This is a genomic window from Burkholderia sp. BCC1998 (genome assembly GCF_905339875.1).
In the GTDB taxonomy this organism is placed as follows: Bacteria; Pseudomonadota; Gammaproteobacteria; order Burkholderiales; family Burkholderiaceae; genus Burkholderia.
Map to the genome: position 1 here is coordinate 333,379 of NZ_CAJPHE010000006.1, position 15,438 is coordinate 348,816.

Sequence of the window (15,438 nt, forward strand, 5' to 3'; positions counted from 1 at the left end):
CTATAATCGACGCCATCAGCCACCCCCTTCGCAGATGCCGGGATGACGACCTTGCTTGCCGCACCGCCCATGAGCCTGTCCGATACGTTGCGCTACCAGCCCGACAACGCCGATCTCGGCGCGATGCTCGCGCACTTCCGCCTGCTCGAGCCGGTGTTCGATGCGCTGCCCGACGTCGCGTTCTTCGTGAAGGACGCGAACGGCCGCTACGCGCTCGTCAACCGCACGCTGGCGATGCGCTGCGGCTACAAGGACAAGCGCGACCTGCTCGGCAAGACGACCGACGAAGTGTTTCCGCGCCGCTTCGGCAAGACCTATTTCGAGCAGGACATGGCGACGATCACCGCAGGTCAGCAGCTGATGGACCAGCTCGAGCTGCATCTGTATCCGGGCCGTCAGCCGGGCTGGTGCCTGACCTGCAAGGAGCCGCTGCGCGACGCGGCCGGCAAGGTGGTCGGCCTCGCGGGCATCTCGCGCGACCTGAAGGCGCACGAGGGCTCGCATCCGGCCTACAGCAAGCTCGCCGACGTGGTGCAGCACATCCAGGATCACTACGTGCAGCCGCTGAACCTGAAGCAGCTCGCGCAGATGGCGGGGATGTCGGTCGCGCAGCTGGAGCGCTACTTCCACAAGGTGTTTCACCTGACGCCGCGCCAGGTGCTGCTGAAGACGCGGCTCGATGCGGCCACGGCGCTGCTGGTCACGCACGACAAGGTGACCGACGTCGCGGCGCTATGCGGATATACGGATCACAGCGCGTTCACGCGCCAGTTCAAGGCGACGGTCGGCGTGACGCCGACGGAATACCGGCTGATGCTGCAGGACCGGGCAGGGTGAAGTGACGCGCCGGCCGGGCCGGCGGATCTGAAGGGGCGAGACGGGATTCGGCGTGCGGCGGCTCAGCGGTAGCCGAGCCCTTTCAGGACGGCCGTGCCGTCTTCGGTCAGCCGGAAGCTCGGCGCCGTGTCGGCGTCGAGCTTGATCATCTCGACGAGGCCGGCTTCCTGCAGCGCGGGCAATTCGGGTTTGGCGTTCGCGCCGATCGGCGCGTGCAGCAGCACGAGCAGCGTCGCGATTTCATGATGGCTGAGCAAACGGCGCAGCATCGTCTTTTTCACTGGGGGGGCGGCCGGGCGGCCCGCGGGTGTATCTACGGCGCTCATCGCTGTCCTCCTTTTCGGGGTATCCATCGGGTACTGGTTGCGGATGGTGCCGTCGGAGACTTAAGCGATTCTTAAAACGGCCGCGGCCGCGCGAATGCTGCGGTGCGGTGTGCGTTACCGGATGTAACGCCCGCCGGGCGGCCGTTTCCGGCCGCCGGCGGCCGGCCTTGCCGGGCGGGCGCCGCAGCGGGATTCACCACGATGGTGCGGTCGCGCGGCGCGCGTCGCAGGGTCGTCGTGTTTTTCTCATTCGATTCGACCCCTGGACGAAATTCCCTTGCTCCCTTATTTCCTGCGCTGGGCCTGTGCGGCGAGCCGCACGGCGGCGTTGGCCGCGCCGTAGCCGTCGTAGCCGCTGCGCCGCTCGACGATTTCGAGCGAGAAGCGGTTGTCGACCAGCTCGGTATACGCATGCAGGAATTCACCGCCGTTTTCGTCGCGGTCGTACAGCAGGTGGTGGGCGCTCAGCGTGTCGATCAGCTCGTCCGGCAACGCGTAGCGCGCGGCCAGATCGTCGTAGTAGTTCGGCGGGATCCGCAGGAACGGCACGCCGTCGGCCGCGAACGCGGCGACCGTCTTCACGATGTCGTCGGTCCGGAACGCGACATGGTTCAGCCCCGTGCCGTGATAGCGGTCGAGCGATTCGGCGACGGCCGTATGACGGTCGACCGACGCATTCAGCGCGATCCGCACCGAACCGTCCGTGCTGCGCACCGCGCGGCTGCGCATCAGGCCGTACGGATCGGGCACGAGCCAGCTGCGCTCGGCCTCGAAGCCGAAGGCGGTCTTGAAGAACAGGATCCACGTGTCGAGTGCGTCGGCCGGCAGCGCGAGGCAGACGTGATCGATGCCCGTCAGCGGGCCGACCTCGCTCGGGCCGTCGATGTCGGTCAGCACGAAATCCGATTCATACAGCGTCGGTGCGTTCGGCGTCTCGTCGACGAAGTATTCGAGGCTGCCGTCCGGCGCCTGCACGCCCGGCAGCACGCGCTCGTTCGGGCCGACGCGCCCGGAAAACGGCGCGTAGCCGAAGCCGGCCGCACGCTCGAATGCCACTTTCGCATCGTCGACGCGGAACGCCGACGCACACAGCGACAACCCGTGCTGCTGGAAGAATGCGTCGGCGAACGAGTCGCGCTCGGCGTTCAGCACGATCGACGCGGCACCGTGCTGGAACAGCGTCACGTCCTTCGACCGATGACGGCCTGCGAGCCGGAACCGCATCCGGCCGAGCCATTCGCCGACGGTGGCCGCCGCCTGCGCGTCGACCGCGAATTCGATGAACTGGAACCCGACGTGCGCGGGCGGTGCCGGCGGCGCGAACAGCGGCTGGTCGGCGGCCGGCGCGCGGCCGTCCTGCGCGAGTCGCGCGCGCGTCAGTTCTTCCAGATAGAGCAGCGAGCGGTGGCCGTCGGCGGCCGTGATCGCGGTCGGCGCGGCGCGGAAGCCGTCGTTGAAGATCTCGAGCGACAGCGGCCCCTTGTAACCGGACTCGATCACGCGGGCGGTGAAGCGCGCGAGGTCGAAGTCGCCCTGGCCGGGGAACGAGCGGTAGTGGCGGCTCCATTCGAGCACGTCCATCGCGAGCTTCGGCGCATCGGCGATCTGCACGAACGCGATCCGGTCGCCCGGGATGTCGGCGATTGCGTCCGGCGAATCGTCGAGCGACAGCGTATGGAAGCTGTCGAGCGCGAGGCCGAGGTGCGGGCTGTTCACCGCGTTCACGAGCTGCCACGCGTGGCCGTACCGGTTCACGACGCGGCCCCACGCGAGCGCCTCGTACGCGGCGACCACGCCCGCCTGCCGCGCGGCTTCGGCGAGCGCGCCGAGCTGGTCGACCAGCAGCGCGTCGTCCGCGATCGTGTCGGGCGACACGCTGCTGCACACCAGGATGCGGTCGGTGCCGAGCGCGTGCATCACGTCGAACTTGCGGCGGATGCGGTCGAGATTGCGGGCGAGCTGGGCCGGGCTCACGCCCTCGAAGTCGCGAAACGGCTGGAACAGCACGATGTCGAGGCCGAGATCGGCGGCCATGCGCCGCACGTCGGCGGGCGATCCGTCGAAGTAGACGAGGTCGTTCTCGAAGATTTCGACGCCGTCGAAGCCGGCGGCCTGGATGGCGGCGAGCTTCTCGGCGAGCGTGCCGGACAGTGACACGGTGGCGATCGAGCGCTGCATGGGCGAATCCTGCGGATGAGCGGGGTGTGGCGTCGGCCGGATCGGGCCGGAATGAACCAGTCGTTGAATTACCGGTGAGCGCCATATCCCGAATTTACTAGGGGAGTGAGTGAAATTATACAAACTAACTAGGTGGTACAAATTAGCGAAAACCCGAAAAGACATTGCGCTTGCGCAAGCGCACACTAGCGCCAAATCTTGACGTCAGAGGGCGAAGTCGACTAGCGATTCGCCCCTGTTTTAGGAGCAGAAACACCATGAGCAAGCACAAGGTGCTGGTGCTGAACGGCCCGAACCTGAATCTGCTGGGGACCCGCGAGCCCCATATCTACGGCGCGGAAACCCTCGCCGACCTCGAGCAGCGTTGCCGCACGGCGGCCGACGGGCTCGGGCTGGAGATCGACTTCCGCCAGTCGAACGCCGAGCACCAGCTGATCGACTGGCTGCATGCCGCGCGTCACGACACGCACGGCATCGTGATCAACCCGGCCGCCTACACGCACACGTCGGTCGCGCTGGCCGACGCGCTGTCCGCGATCGCGAAACCCGTGATCGAGGTGCATATCTCGAACGTGCATCGCCGCGAGGCATTTCGTCACCACTCTTATGTGTCGGCGGTGGCCGAAGCCGTGATCTGCGGCTGCGGCACCGAAGGCTACGTATTCGCGCTGCAGCGCCTGTCGACCATTTTTGCCCAAGGAGCCGCACGATGAGCCGCCCGTCTTTTCTGATCGGCCTGATCGGCCAGGGCATCGGCGGTTCGCTGTCGCCCGCGATGCACGAGGAAGAAGGCTTCCGCCAGGGATTCGGCTACGTGTACCGGCGCATCGATCTGGACGTGCTCGGCGTGACCGCCGACGCGCTGCCGGAACTGCTCGATGCCGCGCAGCGGATGGGCTACAACGGGCTCAACATCACGCATCCTTGCAAGCAGCGCGTGATCGAGCACCTCGACGCACTGTCTGACGACGCGCGCGCACTCGGCGCGGTCAACACCGTGCTGTTCAAGGACGGCAAGCGGATCGGCCACAACACCGACTGGTCGGGTTTCGCGAAGTCGTTCCGCCGCGGCCTGCCCGATGCGTCGCTCGAACGTGTCGTGCAGCTCGGCGCGGGCGGCGCGGGTGCGGCCGTCGCGCATGCGGCGCTGCAGATGGGTGCCGCCGACCTGACGATCTTCGACGTCGACGGCACGCGCGCCACCGCGCTCGCGGGTGAACTGCAGCAGCGCTTCCCGGCCGCCCGGGTCACGCCAGGCAGCGATCTCGCGGCCGCGATGCAGGCCGCGACCGGCCTGATCCATTGCACGCCGACCGGCATGGCCAAGCATCCGGGCCTGCCGCTGCCGGCCGAGCTGCTCCGCGCGGGCATGTGGGTCGCCGACATCGTGTATTTCCCGCTCGAAACCGAACTGATCCGCGCCGCGCGCGCGGCCGGCTGCGCGACGCTGCCGGGCGGCGGGATGGCCGTGTACCAGGCCGTCGATGCGTTCGAGATCTTCACCGGACGAACGCCGGACGACGAACGGATGTTCGAACACTTTCAGTCGCTCGTCGCACGCTGACCCTTCTAGCGACCAGCTGAAAAATAGACCAGGAGACAATCATGCAGCACACCACCCACACGAACGCCGCGCCCGCGGCGGCCGGTACGGTCCGGCGGACCTCGGCGCGCTACAAGATCCTCGCGCTGCTCGCGATCGGCACGATGATCAACTATCTCGACCGTACCGTGCTGGGGGTGGCTGCGCCGCAGCTCACCAAGGAGCTCGGCATCAACGCGGCCGTGATGGGCATCATGTTCTCCGCGTTCTCGTGGACGTACGTCGCGATGCAGGTGCCCGGCGGCCTGTTCCTCGACCGCTTCGGCAGCAAGGTCACCTATTACTGGTCGATGACGCTGTGGTCGCTGTGCACGCTCCTGCAGGGCTTCGTGCCCGGCGTCGCGACGCTGTTCGCATGCCGGCTCGGCCTCGGCGTGACGGAAGCGCCGTGTTTCCCGACCAACAGCCGCGTCGTCGCGACGTGGTTCCCGCAGAATGAACGTGCGATGGCGACCGGCACCTACACCGTCGGCGAGTACATCGGTCTCGCGTTCTTCAGCCCCGTGCTGTTCGCGCTGATGGGGGCGTTCGGCTGGCGTTCGCTGTTCTGGGTCGTCGGCGGGGTCGGCATCGTGTTCGGCCTGGTCTGGTGGAAGTTCTATCACGAGCCGCGCAACCATCCGGCCGCGAATTCGGAAGAACTCGCGTACATCGAAGCGGGCGGCGGTCTCGTGCACGGCGCGCGCAAGGACGGCGACAAGGGCGGCAAGCCCGCCCAGGCCAAGTTCAGCTGGGCGATGGCCGGCCGGCTGCTGAAGAAGCGCCAGCTCGCGGGGATCTGCCTCGGCCAGTTCGCCGGCAATTCGACGCTCGTGTTCTTCCTGACCTGGTTCCCGACCTATCTCGCGACCGAGCGCCACATGGGCTGGCTGAAGATCGGCTTCTTCGCGATCATGCCGTTCATCGCCGCGTCGGTCGGCGTGATGTTCGGCGGGATCTTCTCCGACTGGTTGCTGCGCCGCGGCAAGTCCGCGAACCTCGCGCGCAAGCTGCCGATCATCGCCGGCCTGCTGCTCGCGTCGACGATCATTCTCGCGAACTACGTGCAAAGCAACGAAGCCGTGATCGCGATCATGTCGGTCGCGTTCTTCGCGCAGGGGATGGCCGCGCTCGGCTGGACGCTCGTGTCCGACATCGCGCCGGACGGCCTGCTCGGCGTGACCGGCGGCATCTTCAACTTCGCGGCGAACCTGGCCGGCATCATCACGCCGCTCGTCGTCGGCTTCATCGTCGCGTCGACCGGCTCGTTCGTCGGTGCGCTGGTGTTCATCGGCGTGATCGCGTTGATCGGTGCGCTGTCGTACATCTTCGTCGTCGGCGACATCAAGCGGATCGAACTGTAAGCACCGGCTCCACGCACTCTCGGTGCGTTCGCCCGGCGACCTGTGGGTCGCCGGGCTTTTTTGTATCCGCTCGCGACTGCGAAGCGGTTCAGGCCGCCGCGCTCACGCGTGCCGCATCGTGATCCCGAGCGATTCGACCGCCTGTGCGATCGCCGCGACCGCCCGCCGGATGTCGCCGGCATCGATCGCGCCGATGCAGCCGACGCGGAACGTCTCGAGTTGCGTCAGCTTGCCCGGATACAGGATGAAGCCCGCGTCGCGCACCGCGTCGTAGAAGCGGCGGAAATCGTAGGCCGGATGGTCGGGCGCATGGAACGTGACGATCACGGGCGCCTGCACGCCGGCGTCGAGGAACGGCGTGAAGCCGAGCGCGCGCATCGATTCGACCAGCGTCCGGCAGTTTTCCGCATAGCGCGCACCGCGCGCGGGCTGGCCGCCTTCGGCCAGGTACTGGTCGAGCGCGGCGCGCAGCGCGGCGATCACGTGGGTCGGCGGTGTGAAACGCCACTGGCCCGTCTTGCGCAGGTACGCGTACTGATCGTGGAGGTCGAGCGCGAGCGACCGCGAGTTGCCTTCGCACGCGTCGAGCGCAGCGCGCCGCACGATCGCGAACCCCATCCCAGGCACGCCTTCCAGGCATTTGCCGCTCGCCGAGATCAGCGCGTCGATCCCGCTGTCCGCCAGCGTGATCGGCAGCGCGCCGAACGAACTCATCGCATCGACGATCAGCCGCTTGCCGTGCCGCCGGCACACGGCCGCGATCGCGTCGAGCGGATTCAGGATGCCGGCACTTATTTCCAGGTGCACCAGCGCGACGTGCGTGATGCGCGGCTCGCGCGCGAACGCGGCTTCGACCGCGCCGGGGTCGACCGCCGCGTTCTCGCCGAACGGCAGCGCGATCGACTCGATGCCGAGCCGGCCGAGGATCTTCAGGATGCGCGCGCAATACGCGCCGTTGTCCGGCACCAGCACGACGCCGTCGCGCGGCACCAGCGTGCCGAGCGCGGCTTCGACCGAAAACGTGCCGCTGCCTTGCATCGGCACGCACACGTATGCGTCGCCGCCGCGCGCGATCGCGACGAGATCCGTGCAGACGCTCGCCGTCAATTGATTGAAAGCTGCGTCCCACGAGCCCCAGTCGTGTTGCATTGCGTGGCGTGTTGTGGCGGACGTGGTGAGCGGGCCGGGCGTGAGCAGAATCGGGTCCGACATGATTTTTCTCCAGCAAAGATCGGATGAAACGCCAGGGCGGCATTTCTGAATGACTTGCATGATATTGGCAAAATGTGTCATTTTTTGGAAATTGTGGCACACGTCACGGCGTTGTCATCGAACGCTGTGATCCTTCGGTTGCCGCGCGAAACCACCTGCAGCGCGGCAGCGAGACGGGCCGGTTGTCGGTCTGTCCGACTGAAAGGAGCCGGATCGTGCCCCGGCCGTTTGGTGTTCCGCCTACGGAGAAGTGAGATGACACTGCAGAATTCCTCGCGCGCCGCTGCCGGCGCGTTCCGCAAGCTCGCGCTGGCCGCCTGCGCCGCCGGTCTGCTGCAAGGCGCCGCGATGCCCGCGCACGCGGCGAACGCGGTCGTGCTGTATACGGCGGACGGTCTCGAGAACCTCTATCGCGATGTGCTGCCGGCGTTCGAGAAGAAGGAAGGCGTCAAGGTCAACATCGTGACGGCGGGCAGCGGCGAGGTCGTCAACCGCGCGAACATCGAAAAGAATTCGCCGAAGGCGGACGTGATCGTCACGCTGCCGCCGTTCATCCAGCAAGCCGGCCAGATGGGCCTGCTGCAGCCGTACCAGAGCGTGAACTACAAGAACGTGCCGGCGATCGCGAAGGCGGAAGACGGCACCTGGGCGACGTTCGTGAACAACTACTTCTCGTTCGCGATCAACCCGGACGTCGTGAAAAGCCAGCCGAAGACGTTCGCCGACCTGCTGTCGCCGGCCTACGCGGGCAAGGTCGCGTACTCGAACCCGGCGACCGCCGGCGACGGGATGGCCGTGCTGATCCTGACGACGTCGCTGATGGGCGAGGACAAGGCGTTCGACTACCTCGCGAAGCTGTCGCAGAGCGTGAAGTTCCACACGAAGGGCACCGGCTACCTGAACGTGCTGCTGTCGCGTAACGAGATCAGCGTCGCGAACGGCGACCTGCAGATGGATCTCGACGACGCCGAGCACGGCGCGCTGTCCGTCAAGCCGATCTTCCTGGCAGCGAAGGACGGCGACCAGCCGACCACGTTCCAGCTGCCGTACGGCATCGGCCTGATCAAGAGCGGCCCGAACCAGGACGCCGGCAAGAAGCTGATCGACTACCTGATGTCGACCGACGTGCAGTCGAAGGTGCCGGACATGTACGGCATCCCGGGCCGCACGGACGTGCCGCTGGCCGGCAAGAACGGCGAAGCGGTCAAGAAGGCGATCGCGGGCGTGAAGCTGATCCCGGTCGACTGGACCCAGGTGATGGCGAAGAAGCCGGTGTGGATCGAGCGCTGGAAGAAGGACGTGATCGGCAGCTCGGGCAAGCAGCTCGACGTCGTCAAGCCGAAGTGATCGGCGCACGCTGCCTGTATTAGTGAGCAAGAGGATGAACCCGGTGGAAACCACCCTGACCCATCCCGGCGCATTCGGCGCCGCCGAACCGCAAGCAACGCTGCGGTCCGGCGCGCCGGGCGGCGTGCAGATCGAACACCTGAGCGTGCGCTACGGCGCACGCACGGTGCTGGAAGATCTGTCGCTGTCTATCGGCGCCGGTGAATTTCTGACCGTGCTCGGCAAGAGCGGCTGCGGCAAGACCACGCTGCTGCGCTTCATCGCCGGGTTCGTGAAGGCCGACGGCCTGACCGGCTCGCTGACCGTGGCCGGACGCGACCTGACCCATGCGCCGCCGCACAAGCGCAACCTCGGTCTGCTGTTCCAGAATTACGCGCTGTTCCCGCACCTGTCGGTGTTCGAGAACGTCGCATTCGGGCTGCGCGCACGCGGCATGGCGTCGCCGGAAGTGACGCGCCGCGTCGCCGACGCGCTGAAGCTCGTGCAACTCGGCGACGCGGGCCACCATCTGCCCGCGCAACTGTCGGGCGGGATGCAGCAGCGCGTCGCGCTGGCGCGCGCGCTCGTGATCGAGCCGGACGTGCTGCTGCTCGACGAACCGCTGTCGGCGCTCGACGCCAATCTGCGCGCATCGGTGCGCAGCGAACTGAAGGCGCTGCACGAGCGCCTGCCGAACCTGACCGTCGTCTGCGTGACGCACGACCGCGACGACGCGCTCGTGCTGTCCGACCGCGCGCTGCTGATGCGCGACGGCCGCATCGCGCAGCTCGGCACGCCGCAGCAGCTGTACGACGCGCCGCGGGACGGCTACGTCGCGCGCTATCTCGGCCCGGCCAACCTGCTGCCGCCGCACGTGATCTTCCCGCTCGGCGACCCGCGTCACGACGTGCGCGGCAAGGTCGCGTGCGTGCGCCCCGAGCGGCTGACCGTGATGCCGCTGGCGGCGGGCGGCCTGCACGGCACGGTGTCGTCGGTCGAATGGCAGGGCGCGGACCTGTCGATCGCGGTCATGATCGACGCGGCGCCCGACGAACCCGTGCGCGTCACGATGCAACGCGGCCGCGGCGCGGCTCCCGAGCGCGGTGCGCGCGTGTCCCTGCATTGCGAGGCAGACGATGTCGTCCTTATCGAGCCCTGAAGCCGGCCTGCCGCCGCACGTGCTCGCGTCGGCCGCCGCGCATGCCGCCGCCGCGCGGCGCCGCAAGCGCATGGGCGACCTGCACCTCGCCGCGCTCGCGATCGTCGTGCTCGGCCCGCTCGTCGTCTATCCGCTGCTTCGGCTCGTGCTGCTGAGCGTGTCCGGCGATCACGGGCTGAGCTTTGCCGCGTACCGGACGTTCTTCGGCAACCCCGATACGCGCAACGTGCTGCTGACGACGGTCGGCGTGCTGTTCGCGAGCGCCGGCACCGCATCGGTGCTCGGCGTGCTGCTGGCCGCGCTGCTGTTCTTCAAGCCGTTCCCGGGCGCGTCGCTCGTCACGCGCTTCCTGGAACTGTACGTCGCGTTCCCGTCGTTCCTCGTCGCGTTCACGCTGATCTTCCTGTACGGCTCGCAAGGCTCGATCAGCATCGCGCTGCAGCACCTGTTCCATCTCGAGAACCCGCCGCTCGACTTCCTGTTCGGCATCGGCGGCGTGATCCTCGCGCAGACCGTGTTCTATACGCCGTTCGTCGTGCGGCCGACGCTCGCGTCGTTCGCGACGCTCGACCTGCGCCTGATCGAAGCGGCGCGCAGCCTCGGAGCGTCCGGCTGGATGCTCGCGCGCCGCGTCGTGCTGCCGATCGCGTGGCCGGGCATCGCCGCCGGCACGGTGCTGTGTTTCCTGCTGACGCTGAACGAGTTCGGGATCCTGCTCGTGCTCGGCAGCGCGCGGCTCGTCACGCTGCCGGTCGCGATCTACAGCAGCGCGACCGTCGACCTCGACCTGCCGACCGCGTCGGCCGGCGCGGTCGTGATGCTCGCGCTGTCGCTGGCGCTCTATACGGTTTATCGCCGGGTGAACCGGCGTGCGACGCGAGGGAACGATGTCCGCTGAATTCCATATCGGGCAAGCCGTGCCGCGTCATCGGATCGGCTGGAGCGACACGCTGCTCAAGCATGCGTCGCGCGCCGCGCTCGCGCTGGCCGCGTTCGCCTGCTTCTGGCTGTTCGTGCTGCCGGTCATCGTCGTTGCGCTGTCGAGCGTGTCGACGCAGTGGTCGGGCACGATCCTGCCGGCCGGCTACAGCCTGCGCTGGTTCGAGCGGCTCGGGTCGCCGGAGTACGACGCGCTGCTGACGAGCCTCGAAATCGGCTTCGGCGTGTCGGCGATCGGCACGATCCTCGGGCTGTGGCTTGCGCTTGCACTCGAGGGGCGCGACCGGCGCGGTCTCGGCGCGGTCGTCGACGCGCTCGTGATGGTGCCGAACGGCGTGCCGAGCGTCGTGCTCGGGCTCGCGGTGCTGATCGCGTATCACCAGAAGCCGCTCGACCTGTCGAGCTCCGCGGCGATCGTCGTGCTCGTGCAGCTCGCGCTGATCCTGCCGTTCTGCTATCGCTGCGCGGCCGCCGCGCTGCGCCCGGAGCTGACCGTGCTGCGCGAAGCGGCGGCGAGCCTCGGTGCACCGCCCGCGATGGTGCTGCGCCGCGTGCTGCTGCCGCAGCTCGTGCCGGCGCTGCGCGCGAGCCTCGCGCTCGGCTTCGCGCTGTCGCTCGGCGAACTCGGCGCGACGCTGACCGTCTATCCGCCCGGTTTCGCGACCGTGCCGATCGTCGTGATCGGCCAGGTTGAGCGCGGCTATTACCTGCCCGCCTCGGCGCTGTCGCTGCTGATGCTCGGCGCGTCGCTCGCGGCGCTGCTGCTGATCGCCGCGCGCGTGCCGCGCGGCAAGCGGGCGGCATCATGAACGCCGCGTTCGCATTGCGACAGCCCGGCGAGCAATCGGCCGCGGGCAACGGTTCGGCGGATCTCGCGGGACGTTCCGTCGACGTCAACGGCCGACGCTACCGGCTACCGGTCGAACCGACCGTCGTCATCTGCGTTGACGGCTGCGAGTACGACTATCTCGAGCGTGCGGTGGAAGCGGGCGTCGCGCCGTTCATCGGCCGGATCATCGCGCAAGGCACCGCGTGGCGCGCCGACTGCGTCGTGCCGACCTTCACCAACCCGAACAACCTGTCGATCGTCTGCGGCGTGCCGCCGTCGGTTCATGGGATCTGCGGCAACTACTTCTGGGATCCGGCCGCCGACGGCGGTCGCGGCGCCGAAGTGATGATGAACGACCCGGCCTACCTGCGGGCCGGCACGCTGCTCGCGGCGGCGTCCGACGCCGGCGCGCGGGTGGCCGTCGTCACGGCGAAGGACAAGCTGCGCCGGCTGCTCGGCTGGCAGATGAACGGCATCTGTTTTTCCGCCGAGAAGGCCGCGCAGGCGAATCTCGCGGAAAACGGGATCGTCGACGTGCTCGACTGGGTCGGCCTGCCGTCGCCGGACGTGTACAGCGCGGCATTGTCCGAATTCGTGTTCGCGGCCGGCGTGCGGCTCGCGCAAACGCGTCAGGTCGACCTGATGTACCTGTCGACCACCGACTACGTGCAGCACAAGTGCGAGCCGGGCAGTGCCGGCGCGAACGCGTTCTACGCAATGATGGACGGCTATCTCGCGCAGCTCGATGCGCTCGGCTGGGCGATCGGGCTCACGGCCGACCACGGGATGAACGCGAAGCACGATCCGGCCACGGGCCGCCCGAACGTGATCTATCTTCAGGATGCGTTCGACGGCTGGTTCGGTGCGCGGGCCGCACGCGTGATCCTGCCGATCACCGATCCGTACGTCGTGCACCACGGCGCGCTCGGCTCGTTCGCAACCGTCTACCTGGCGCCCGGCGTCGACCGGATCGAAGCGATGTGGCGCGTCGGCGGGCTCGACGGTGTCGAACTCGTACTCGACAACGCGGAAGCGGCCGCGCGCTTCGAACTGCCGGCCGACCGGATCGGGGATCTCGTCGTGATCGGTCGGCGCGACATGACGCTCGGCACGCGCGAGCGCGAACACGACCTGTCCGGCCTGACCGTGCCGCTGCGTTCGCACGGCGGCGTGTCCGAGCAGGAGGTGCCGTTGCTGTTCAACCGTCGGATCGAGCGGGACGACCCTGCACGTCGTCCGCGCAACTTCGACGTCTTCGATTTCGTGCTGAATCGGGTCGCGACATGATGGCTCACCCTCGACAGGATCACCCCGCGTTTCGCGCCGAGGCGCTGCGCTGGTGCGGCACGCGCGCGACGCGCGACCGTGTGCTCGACGTCGCCGATCCGTACACCGGCACGCGCGTCGGTACGGCGCCGCTGGCGAGCGTCGACGATGTGCGCGCCGCGTTCGACTACGCGATGGCGTACCGGCCCGCGCTCACGCGCTACGAGCGTTCGCAGATCCTCGAGCGCGCGGCCGCGCTGCTGCGCGAGCGTGCCGAGGAGGCGTCCGACCTGATCACGCTCGAGTCGGGATTGTCGAAACAGGATTCGCGCTACGAGATCGGTCGCGTTGCCGACGTGCTGAAGTTTGCTTCGGTCGAAGCGCTGCGCGACGACGCGCAGAGCTTCTCGTGCGACCTGACGCCCCACGGCAAGGCGCGCCGCGTGTTCTCGCAGCGCCAGCCGCTCGACGGCGTGATCGTCGCGATCACGCCGTTCAATCACCCGATGAACCAGGTCGCGCACAAGATCGCGCCGGCGATTGCGACCAACAACCGCGTGATCGTGAAGCCGTCGGAGAAGGTGCCGCTGTCGGCGTTTTATCTGGCGGACCTGCTGTATGAAGCCGGTTTGCCGGAGCCGATGCTGCAGGTGCTGACCGGCGACCCGCGCGAAATCGCGGACGAACTCGTCACGCATCCGCATGCATCGCTGATCACCTTTACGGGCGGCGTGTCGATCGGCAAGGCGATCGCCGCGCGGGCCGGCTACCGGCGCATCGTGCTGGAGCTGGGCGGCAACGATCCGCTGATCGTCCTCGGCGATGCCGATCTGGAACGTGCGGCATCGCTGGCCGTGCTCGGTTCGTACCGGAATTCGGGGCAGCGCTGCACGGCCGTCAAGCGGATCCTGGTACAGCGCTCGGTCGCGCCGGCGTTTACCGAGCTGCTCGTCGAGAAGACGCGCGCCTGGAAGTACGGCGATCCGTTCGATCCCGCAAACGAAATGGGCACGGTGATCGACGACGTCGCGGCGCGGCTGTTCGAGGCCCGGGTCGGCGAGGCGGTCGCGCAGGGGGCGCGCCTGCTGACCGGCAACGTGCGGCGCGGTGCGCTCTATTCGCCGACCGTGCTCGACAACGTTGATCCGTCGATGACGCTCGTGTGCGAGGAGACCTTCGGCCCCGTTTCACCCGTCATCGCGTTCGACACGATCGACGACGCGATCCGGATCAGCAACGGCACGGCGTTCGGGCTGTCGTCGGGTATCTGTACGGACAGTACGGCCGCGGTCGTGCGGTTCGTGAACGAGCTGAACGTCGGGACGGTGAATGTCTGGGAGGTGCCCGGTTACCGGATCGAGCTGTCGCCGTTCGGCGGGATCAAGGATTCGGGGCTCGGCTATAAGGAAGGTGTTCAGGAAGCGATGAAGAGCTTCACGAACCTGAAGACGTTTTCGCTGCCTTGGGAGTGAGCGGATGGCATTGACGGTGGAAGAGATTCACGGGCTGTATCGCGAGCACGGCCACGTTGCCTATAGCGGCGAACCCGTCACGCAGCTGGAGCATGCGTTGCAGAGCGGCTTGCTGGCGGAGGAGGCGGGCGCCGACGAGGCGCTGGTCGCGGCGGCGTTCCTGCATGATCTGGGGCATTTGCTGAATCGGCAGGGCGAGACGCCGAGCGCGCGCGGGATCGACGACCTGCATCAGTATTACGTGCTGCCGTTCCTGCGGCCGCTGTTTTCGGACGCGGTTCTGGAGCCGATCCGGCTGCACGTCGACGCGAAGCGTTGCCTGTGCCGCACGGACGCCGGCTACTTCGAGAGCCTGTCGCCGGATTCGGTGCGTAGCCTCGCGCTGCAGGGCGGCATCTTCAGTGAAGCGGAGACGGCGGCATTCCTGCAGCGCCCGTTCGCGGAAGACGCGCTGCGCCTGCGCCGCTGGGACGATACGGCCAAGGAAGAGGGCAAGGCGACGCCGGATCTCGATCACTATATGGAGATCGTGGCGCGCCAGGTGCGCGTGAGCTGACGATTCGGCTGCATCCATATAAGGCCCCGCACGCGGCAGCGTGCGGGGCCTTATATTTTTCGCGAAACCCCTTGCGCGATTGCCGGCAGGTGCTTAGAATCACGCCTCTTTCGCGCTAACGGAAACGCGGCGCGGGGGAAGAAGGGAAGCGGTGCTGTCGGGCGGGTCGTAGCGGCCTCGACGGTGCAGGAAGTTGAACCCCAGTCGTCGCAACGAAGCAGTTAAAAAGTTGTTGACGAACTGAAAAAGACGGTTCATAATCTCGCTTCTCTGCTGCTGAAAACGCAGCGCTGCTGAGAAAACCTCCGGGTCCTCGCAGAAATGCTCTTTAAAAATTAACAGCCGATAAGTGTGGGCGCTTGATGGCAGCGAGCTGATCCTCGGATCAGAAA

General features: G+C 67.5%; 15 protein-coding genes. 11 read left to right on the forward strand and 4 right to left on the reverse strand.

What is annotated here, in order from left to right; translation table 11 throughout:
* Positions 1 to 42: 42 nt before the first annotated feature.
* Positions 43 to 837 (forward strand): AraC family transcriptional regulator, encoded by a 795-nt coding sequence (locus U5A56_RS14220; RefSeq protein ID WP_044845733.1) that lies wholly within the window; start codon positions 43 to 45, stop codon positions 835 to 837.
* A 62-nt stretch (positions 838 to 899) separates the two neighbouring features.
* Here the strand turns inward: U5A56_RS14220 and U5A56_RS14225 are convergent, their stop codons facing one another.
* Together U5A56_RS14225 and U5A56_RS14230 are read right to left on the reverse strand one after the other, a co-directional pair.
* Positions 900 to 1,163: a hypothetical protein gene (locus U5A56_RS14225; protein WP_044845732.1), complete on the reverse strand. Its 264-nt coding sequence runs from the start codon at positions 1,161 to 1,163 to the stop codon at positions 900 to 902.
* Between the two features lie 285 nt (positions 1,164 to 1,448).
* Entirely contained in the window at positions 1,449 to 3,341 is a 1,893-nt protein-coding gene (locus tag U5A56_RS14230) for a bifunctional sugar phosphate isomerase/epimerase/4-hydroxyphenylpyruvate dioxygenase family protein (protein WP_321922920.1), read from the reverse strand.
* Between the two features lie 257 nt (positions 3,342 to 3,598).
* Here U5A56_RS14230 and aroQ point away from each other — a divergent pair, with 257 nt between their 5' ends.
* Genes aroQ through U5A56_RS14245 form a run of 3 tightly spaced genes read left to right on the forward strand, consistent with a single transcriptional unit; the run spans position 3,599 to position 6,287 of the window.
* Positions 3,599 to 4,054 carry a type II 3-dehydroquinate dehydratase gene (gene aroQ, locus U5A56_RS14235; RefSeq protein WP_044845730.1) on the forward strand — a complete coding sequence of 152 codons (456 nt, stop codon included), beginning with the start codon at positions 3,599 to 3,601 and terminating at the stop codon, positions 4,052 to 4,054.
* Positions 4,051 to 4,905, forward strand: a complete 855-nt coding sequence (locus U5A56_RS14240) for a shikimate dehydrogenase (RefSeq protein ID WP_124530200.1) — start codon at positions 4,051 to 4,053, stop codon at positions 4,903 to 4,905. Before aroQ ends, U5A56_RS14240 begins: the two co-directional genes overlap by 4 nt.
* A gap of 41 nt (positions 4,906 to 4,946) precedes the next feature.
* Entirely contained in the window at positions 4,947 to 6,287 is a 1,341-nt protein-coding gene (locus U5A56_RS14245; RefSeq protein ID WP_321922923.1) for an MFS transporter, read from the forward strand.
* Positions 6,288 to 6,389: 102 nt separating this feature from the next.
* Here U5A56_RS14245 and U5A56_RS14250 read toward each other — a convergent pair whose 3' ends face one another.
* On the reverse strand, positions 6,390 to 7,499 hold the full coding sequence (locus U5A56_RS14250; protein ID WP_321922924.1) for a 2-aminoethylphosphonate--pyruvate transaminase: 1,110 nt from the start codon (positions 7,497 to 7,499) through the stop codon (positions 6,390 to 6,392).
* Positions 7,500 to 7,754: 255 nt separating this feature from the next.
* On the opposite strand from U5A56_RS14250, the gene phnS reads away from it, so the two are divergent.
* Genes phnS through U5A56_RS14285 form a run of 7 tightly spaced genes read left to right on the forward strand, consistent with a single transcriptional unit; the run spans position 7,755 to position 15,046 of the window.
* Complete coding sequence (gene phnS / locus U5A56_RS14255; RefSeq protein ID WP_321922926.1) at positions 7,755 to 8,846, forward strand: 2-aminoethylphosphonate ABC transporter substrate-binding protein; 1,092 nt, start codon at positions 7,755 to 7,757, stop codon at positions 8,844 to 8,846.
* Positions 8,847 to 8,880: 34 nt separating this feature from the next.
* Positions 8,881 to 9,984 (forward strand): 2-aminoethylphosphonate ABC transport system ATP-binding subunit PhnT, encoded by a 1,104-nt coding sequence (gene phnT, locus U5A56_RS14260; protein ID WP_321922928.1) that lies wholly within the window; start codon positions 8,881 to 8,883, stop codon positions 9,982 to 9,984.
* Complete coding sequence (locus tag U5A56_RS14265; protein ID WP_321922930.1) at positions 9,962 to 10,882, forward strand: 2-aminoethylphosphonate ABC transporter permease subunit; 921 nt, start codon at positions 9,962 to 9,964, stop codon at positions 10,880 to 10,882. The genes phnT and U5A56_RS14265 overlap by 23 nt, the downstream gene beginning before the upstream one ends.
* The gene (gene phnV / locus U5A56_RS14270; RefSeq protein WP_044845723.1) at positions 10,872 to 11,732 is read left to right on the forward strand and encodes a 2-aminoethylphosphonate ABC transport system, membrane component PhnV; all 861 of its coding nucleotides are present in this window, start codon (positions 10,872 to 10,874) and stop codon (positions 11,730 to 11,732) included. Before U5A56_RS14265 ends, phnV begins: the two co-directional genes overlap by 11 nt.
* Positions 11,729 to 13,039 (forward strand): phosphonoacetate hydrolase, encoded by a 1,311-nt coding sequence (gene phnA / locus U5A56_RS14275; RefSeq protein ID WP_321922931.1) that lies wholly within the window; start codon positions 11,729 to 11,731, stop codon positions 13,037 to 13,039. Before phnV ends, phnA begins: the two co-directional genes overlap by 4 nt.
* Positions 13,036 to 14,490: a phosphonoacetaldehyde dehydrogenase gene (phnY, locus tag U5A56_RS14280; protein ID WP_321922933.1), complete on the forward strand. Its 1,455-nt coding sequence runs from the start codon at positions 13,036 to 13,038 to the stop codon at positions 14,488 to 14,490. Before phnA ends, phnY begins: the two co-directional genes overlap by 4 nt.
* 4 nt (positions 14,491 to 14,494) lie before the next feature.
* Positions 14,495 to 15,046: a phosphonate degradation HD-domain oxygenase gene (locus U5A56_RS14285; protein WP_321922935.1), complete on the forward strand. Its 552-nt coding sequence runs from the start codon at positions 14,495 to 14,497 to the stop codon at positions 15,044 to 15,046.
* A gap of 99 nt (positions 15,047 to 15,145) precedes the next feature.
* On the opposite strand, the gene U5A56_RS14290 is transcribed toward U5A56_RS14285, so the two are convergent.
* On the reverse strand, positions 15,146 to 15,438 hold a 293-nt coding region (locus U5A56_RS14290), incomplete at its 5' end, for a hypothetical protein (protein WP_321922937.1).

Coding starts and splice junctions, on each gene's coding strand:
- U5A56_RS14220 (WP_044845733.1), top strand. CDS start 43: ATGACGACCTTGCTTGCCGCACCGCCCATGAGCCTGTCCGATACGTTG.
- U5A56_RS14225 (WP_044845732.1), bottom strand. CDS start 1,163: ATGAGCGCCGTAGATACACCCGCGGGCCGCCCGGCCGCCCCCCCAGTG.
- U5A56_RS14230 (WP_321922920.1), bottom strand. CDS start 3,341: ATGCAGCGCTCGATCGCCACCGTGTCACTGTCCGGCACGCTCGCCGAG.
- aroQ (WP_044845730.1), top strand. CDS start 3,599: ATGAGCAAGCACAAGGTGCTGGTGCTGAACGGCCCGAACCTGAATCTG.
- U5A56_RS14240 (WP_124530200.1), top strand. CDS start 4,051: ATGAGCCGCCCGTCTTTTCTGATCGGCCTGATCGGCCAGGGCATCGGC.
- U5A56_RS14245 (WP_321922923.1), top strand. CDS start 4,947: ATGCAGCACACCACCCACACGAACGCCGCGCCCGCGGCGGCCGGTACG.
- U5A56_RS14250 (WP_321922924.1), bottom strand. CDS start 7,499: ATGTCGGACCCGATTCTGCTCACGCCCGGCCCGCTCACCACGTCCGCC.
- phnS (WP_321922926.1), top strand. CDS start 7,755: ATGACACTGCAGAATTCCTCGCGCGCCGCTGCCGGCGCGTTCCGCAAG.
- phnT (WP_321922928.1), top strand. CDS start 8,881: ATGAACCCGGTGGAAACCACCCTGACCCATCCCGGCGCATTCGGCGCC.
- U5A56_RS14265 (WP_321922930.1), top strand. CDS start 9,962: ATGTCGTCCTTATCGAGCCCTGAAGCCGGCCTGCCGCCGCACGTGCTC.
- phnV (WP_044845723.1), top strand. CDS start 10,872: ATGTCCGCTGAATTCCATATCGGGCAAGCCGTGCCGCGTCATCGGATC.
- phnA (WP_321922931.1), top strand. CDS start 11,729: ATGAACGCCGCGTTCGCATTGCGACAGCCCGGCGAGCAATCGGCCGCG.
- phnY (WP_321922933.1), top strand. CDS start 13,036: ATGATGGCTCACCCTCGACAGGATCACCCCGCGTTTCGCGCCGAGGCG.
- U5A56_RS14285 (WP_321922935.1), top strand. CDS start 14,495: ATGGCATTGACGGTGGAAGAGATTCACGGGCTGTATCGCGAGCACGGC.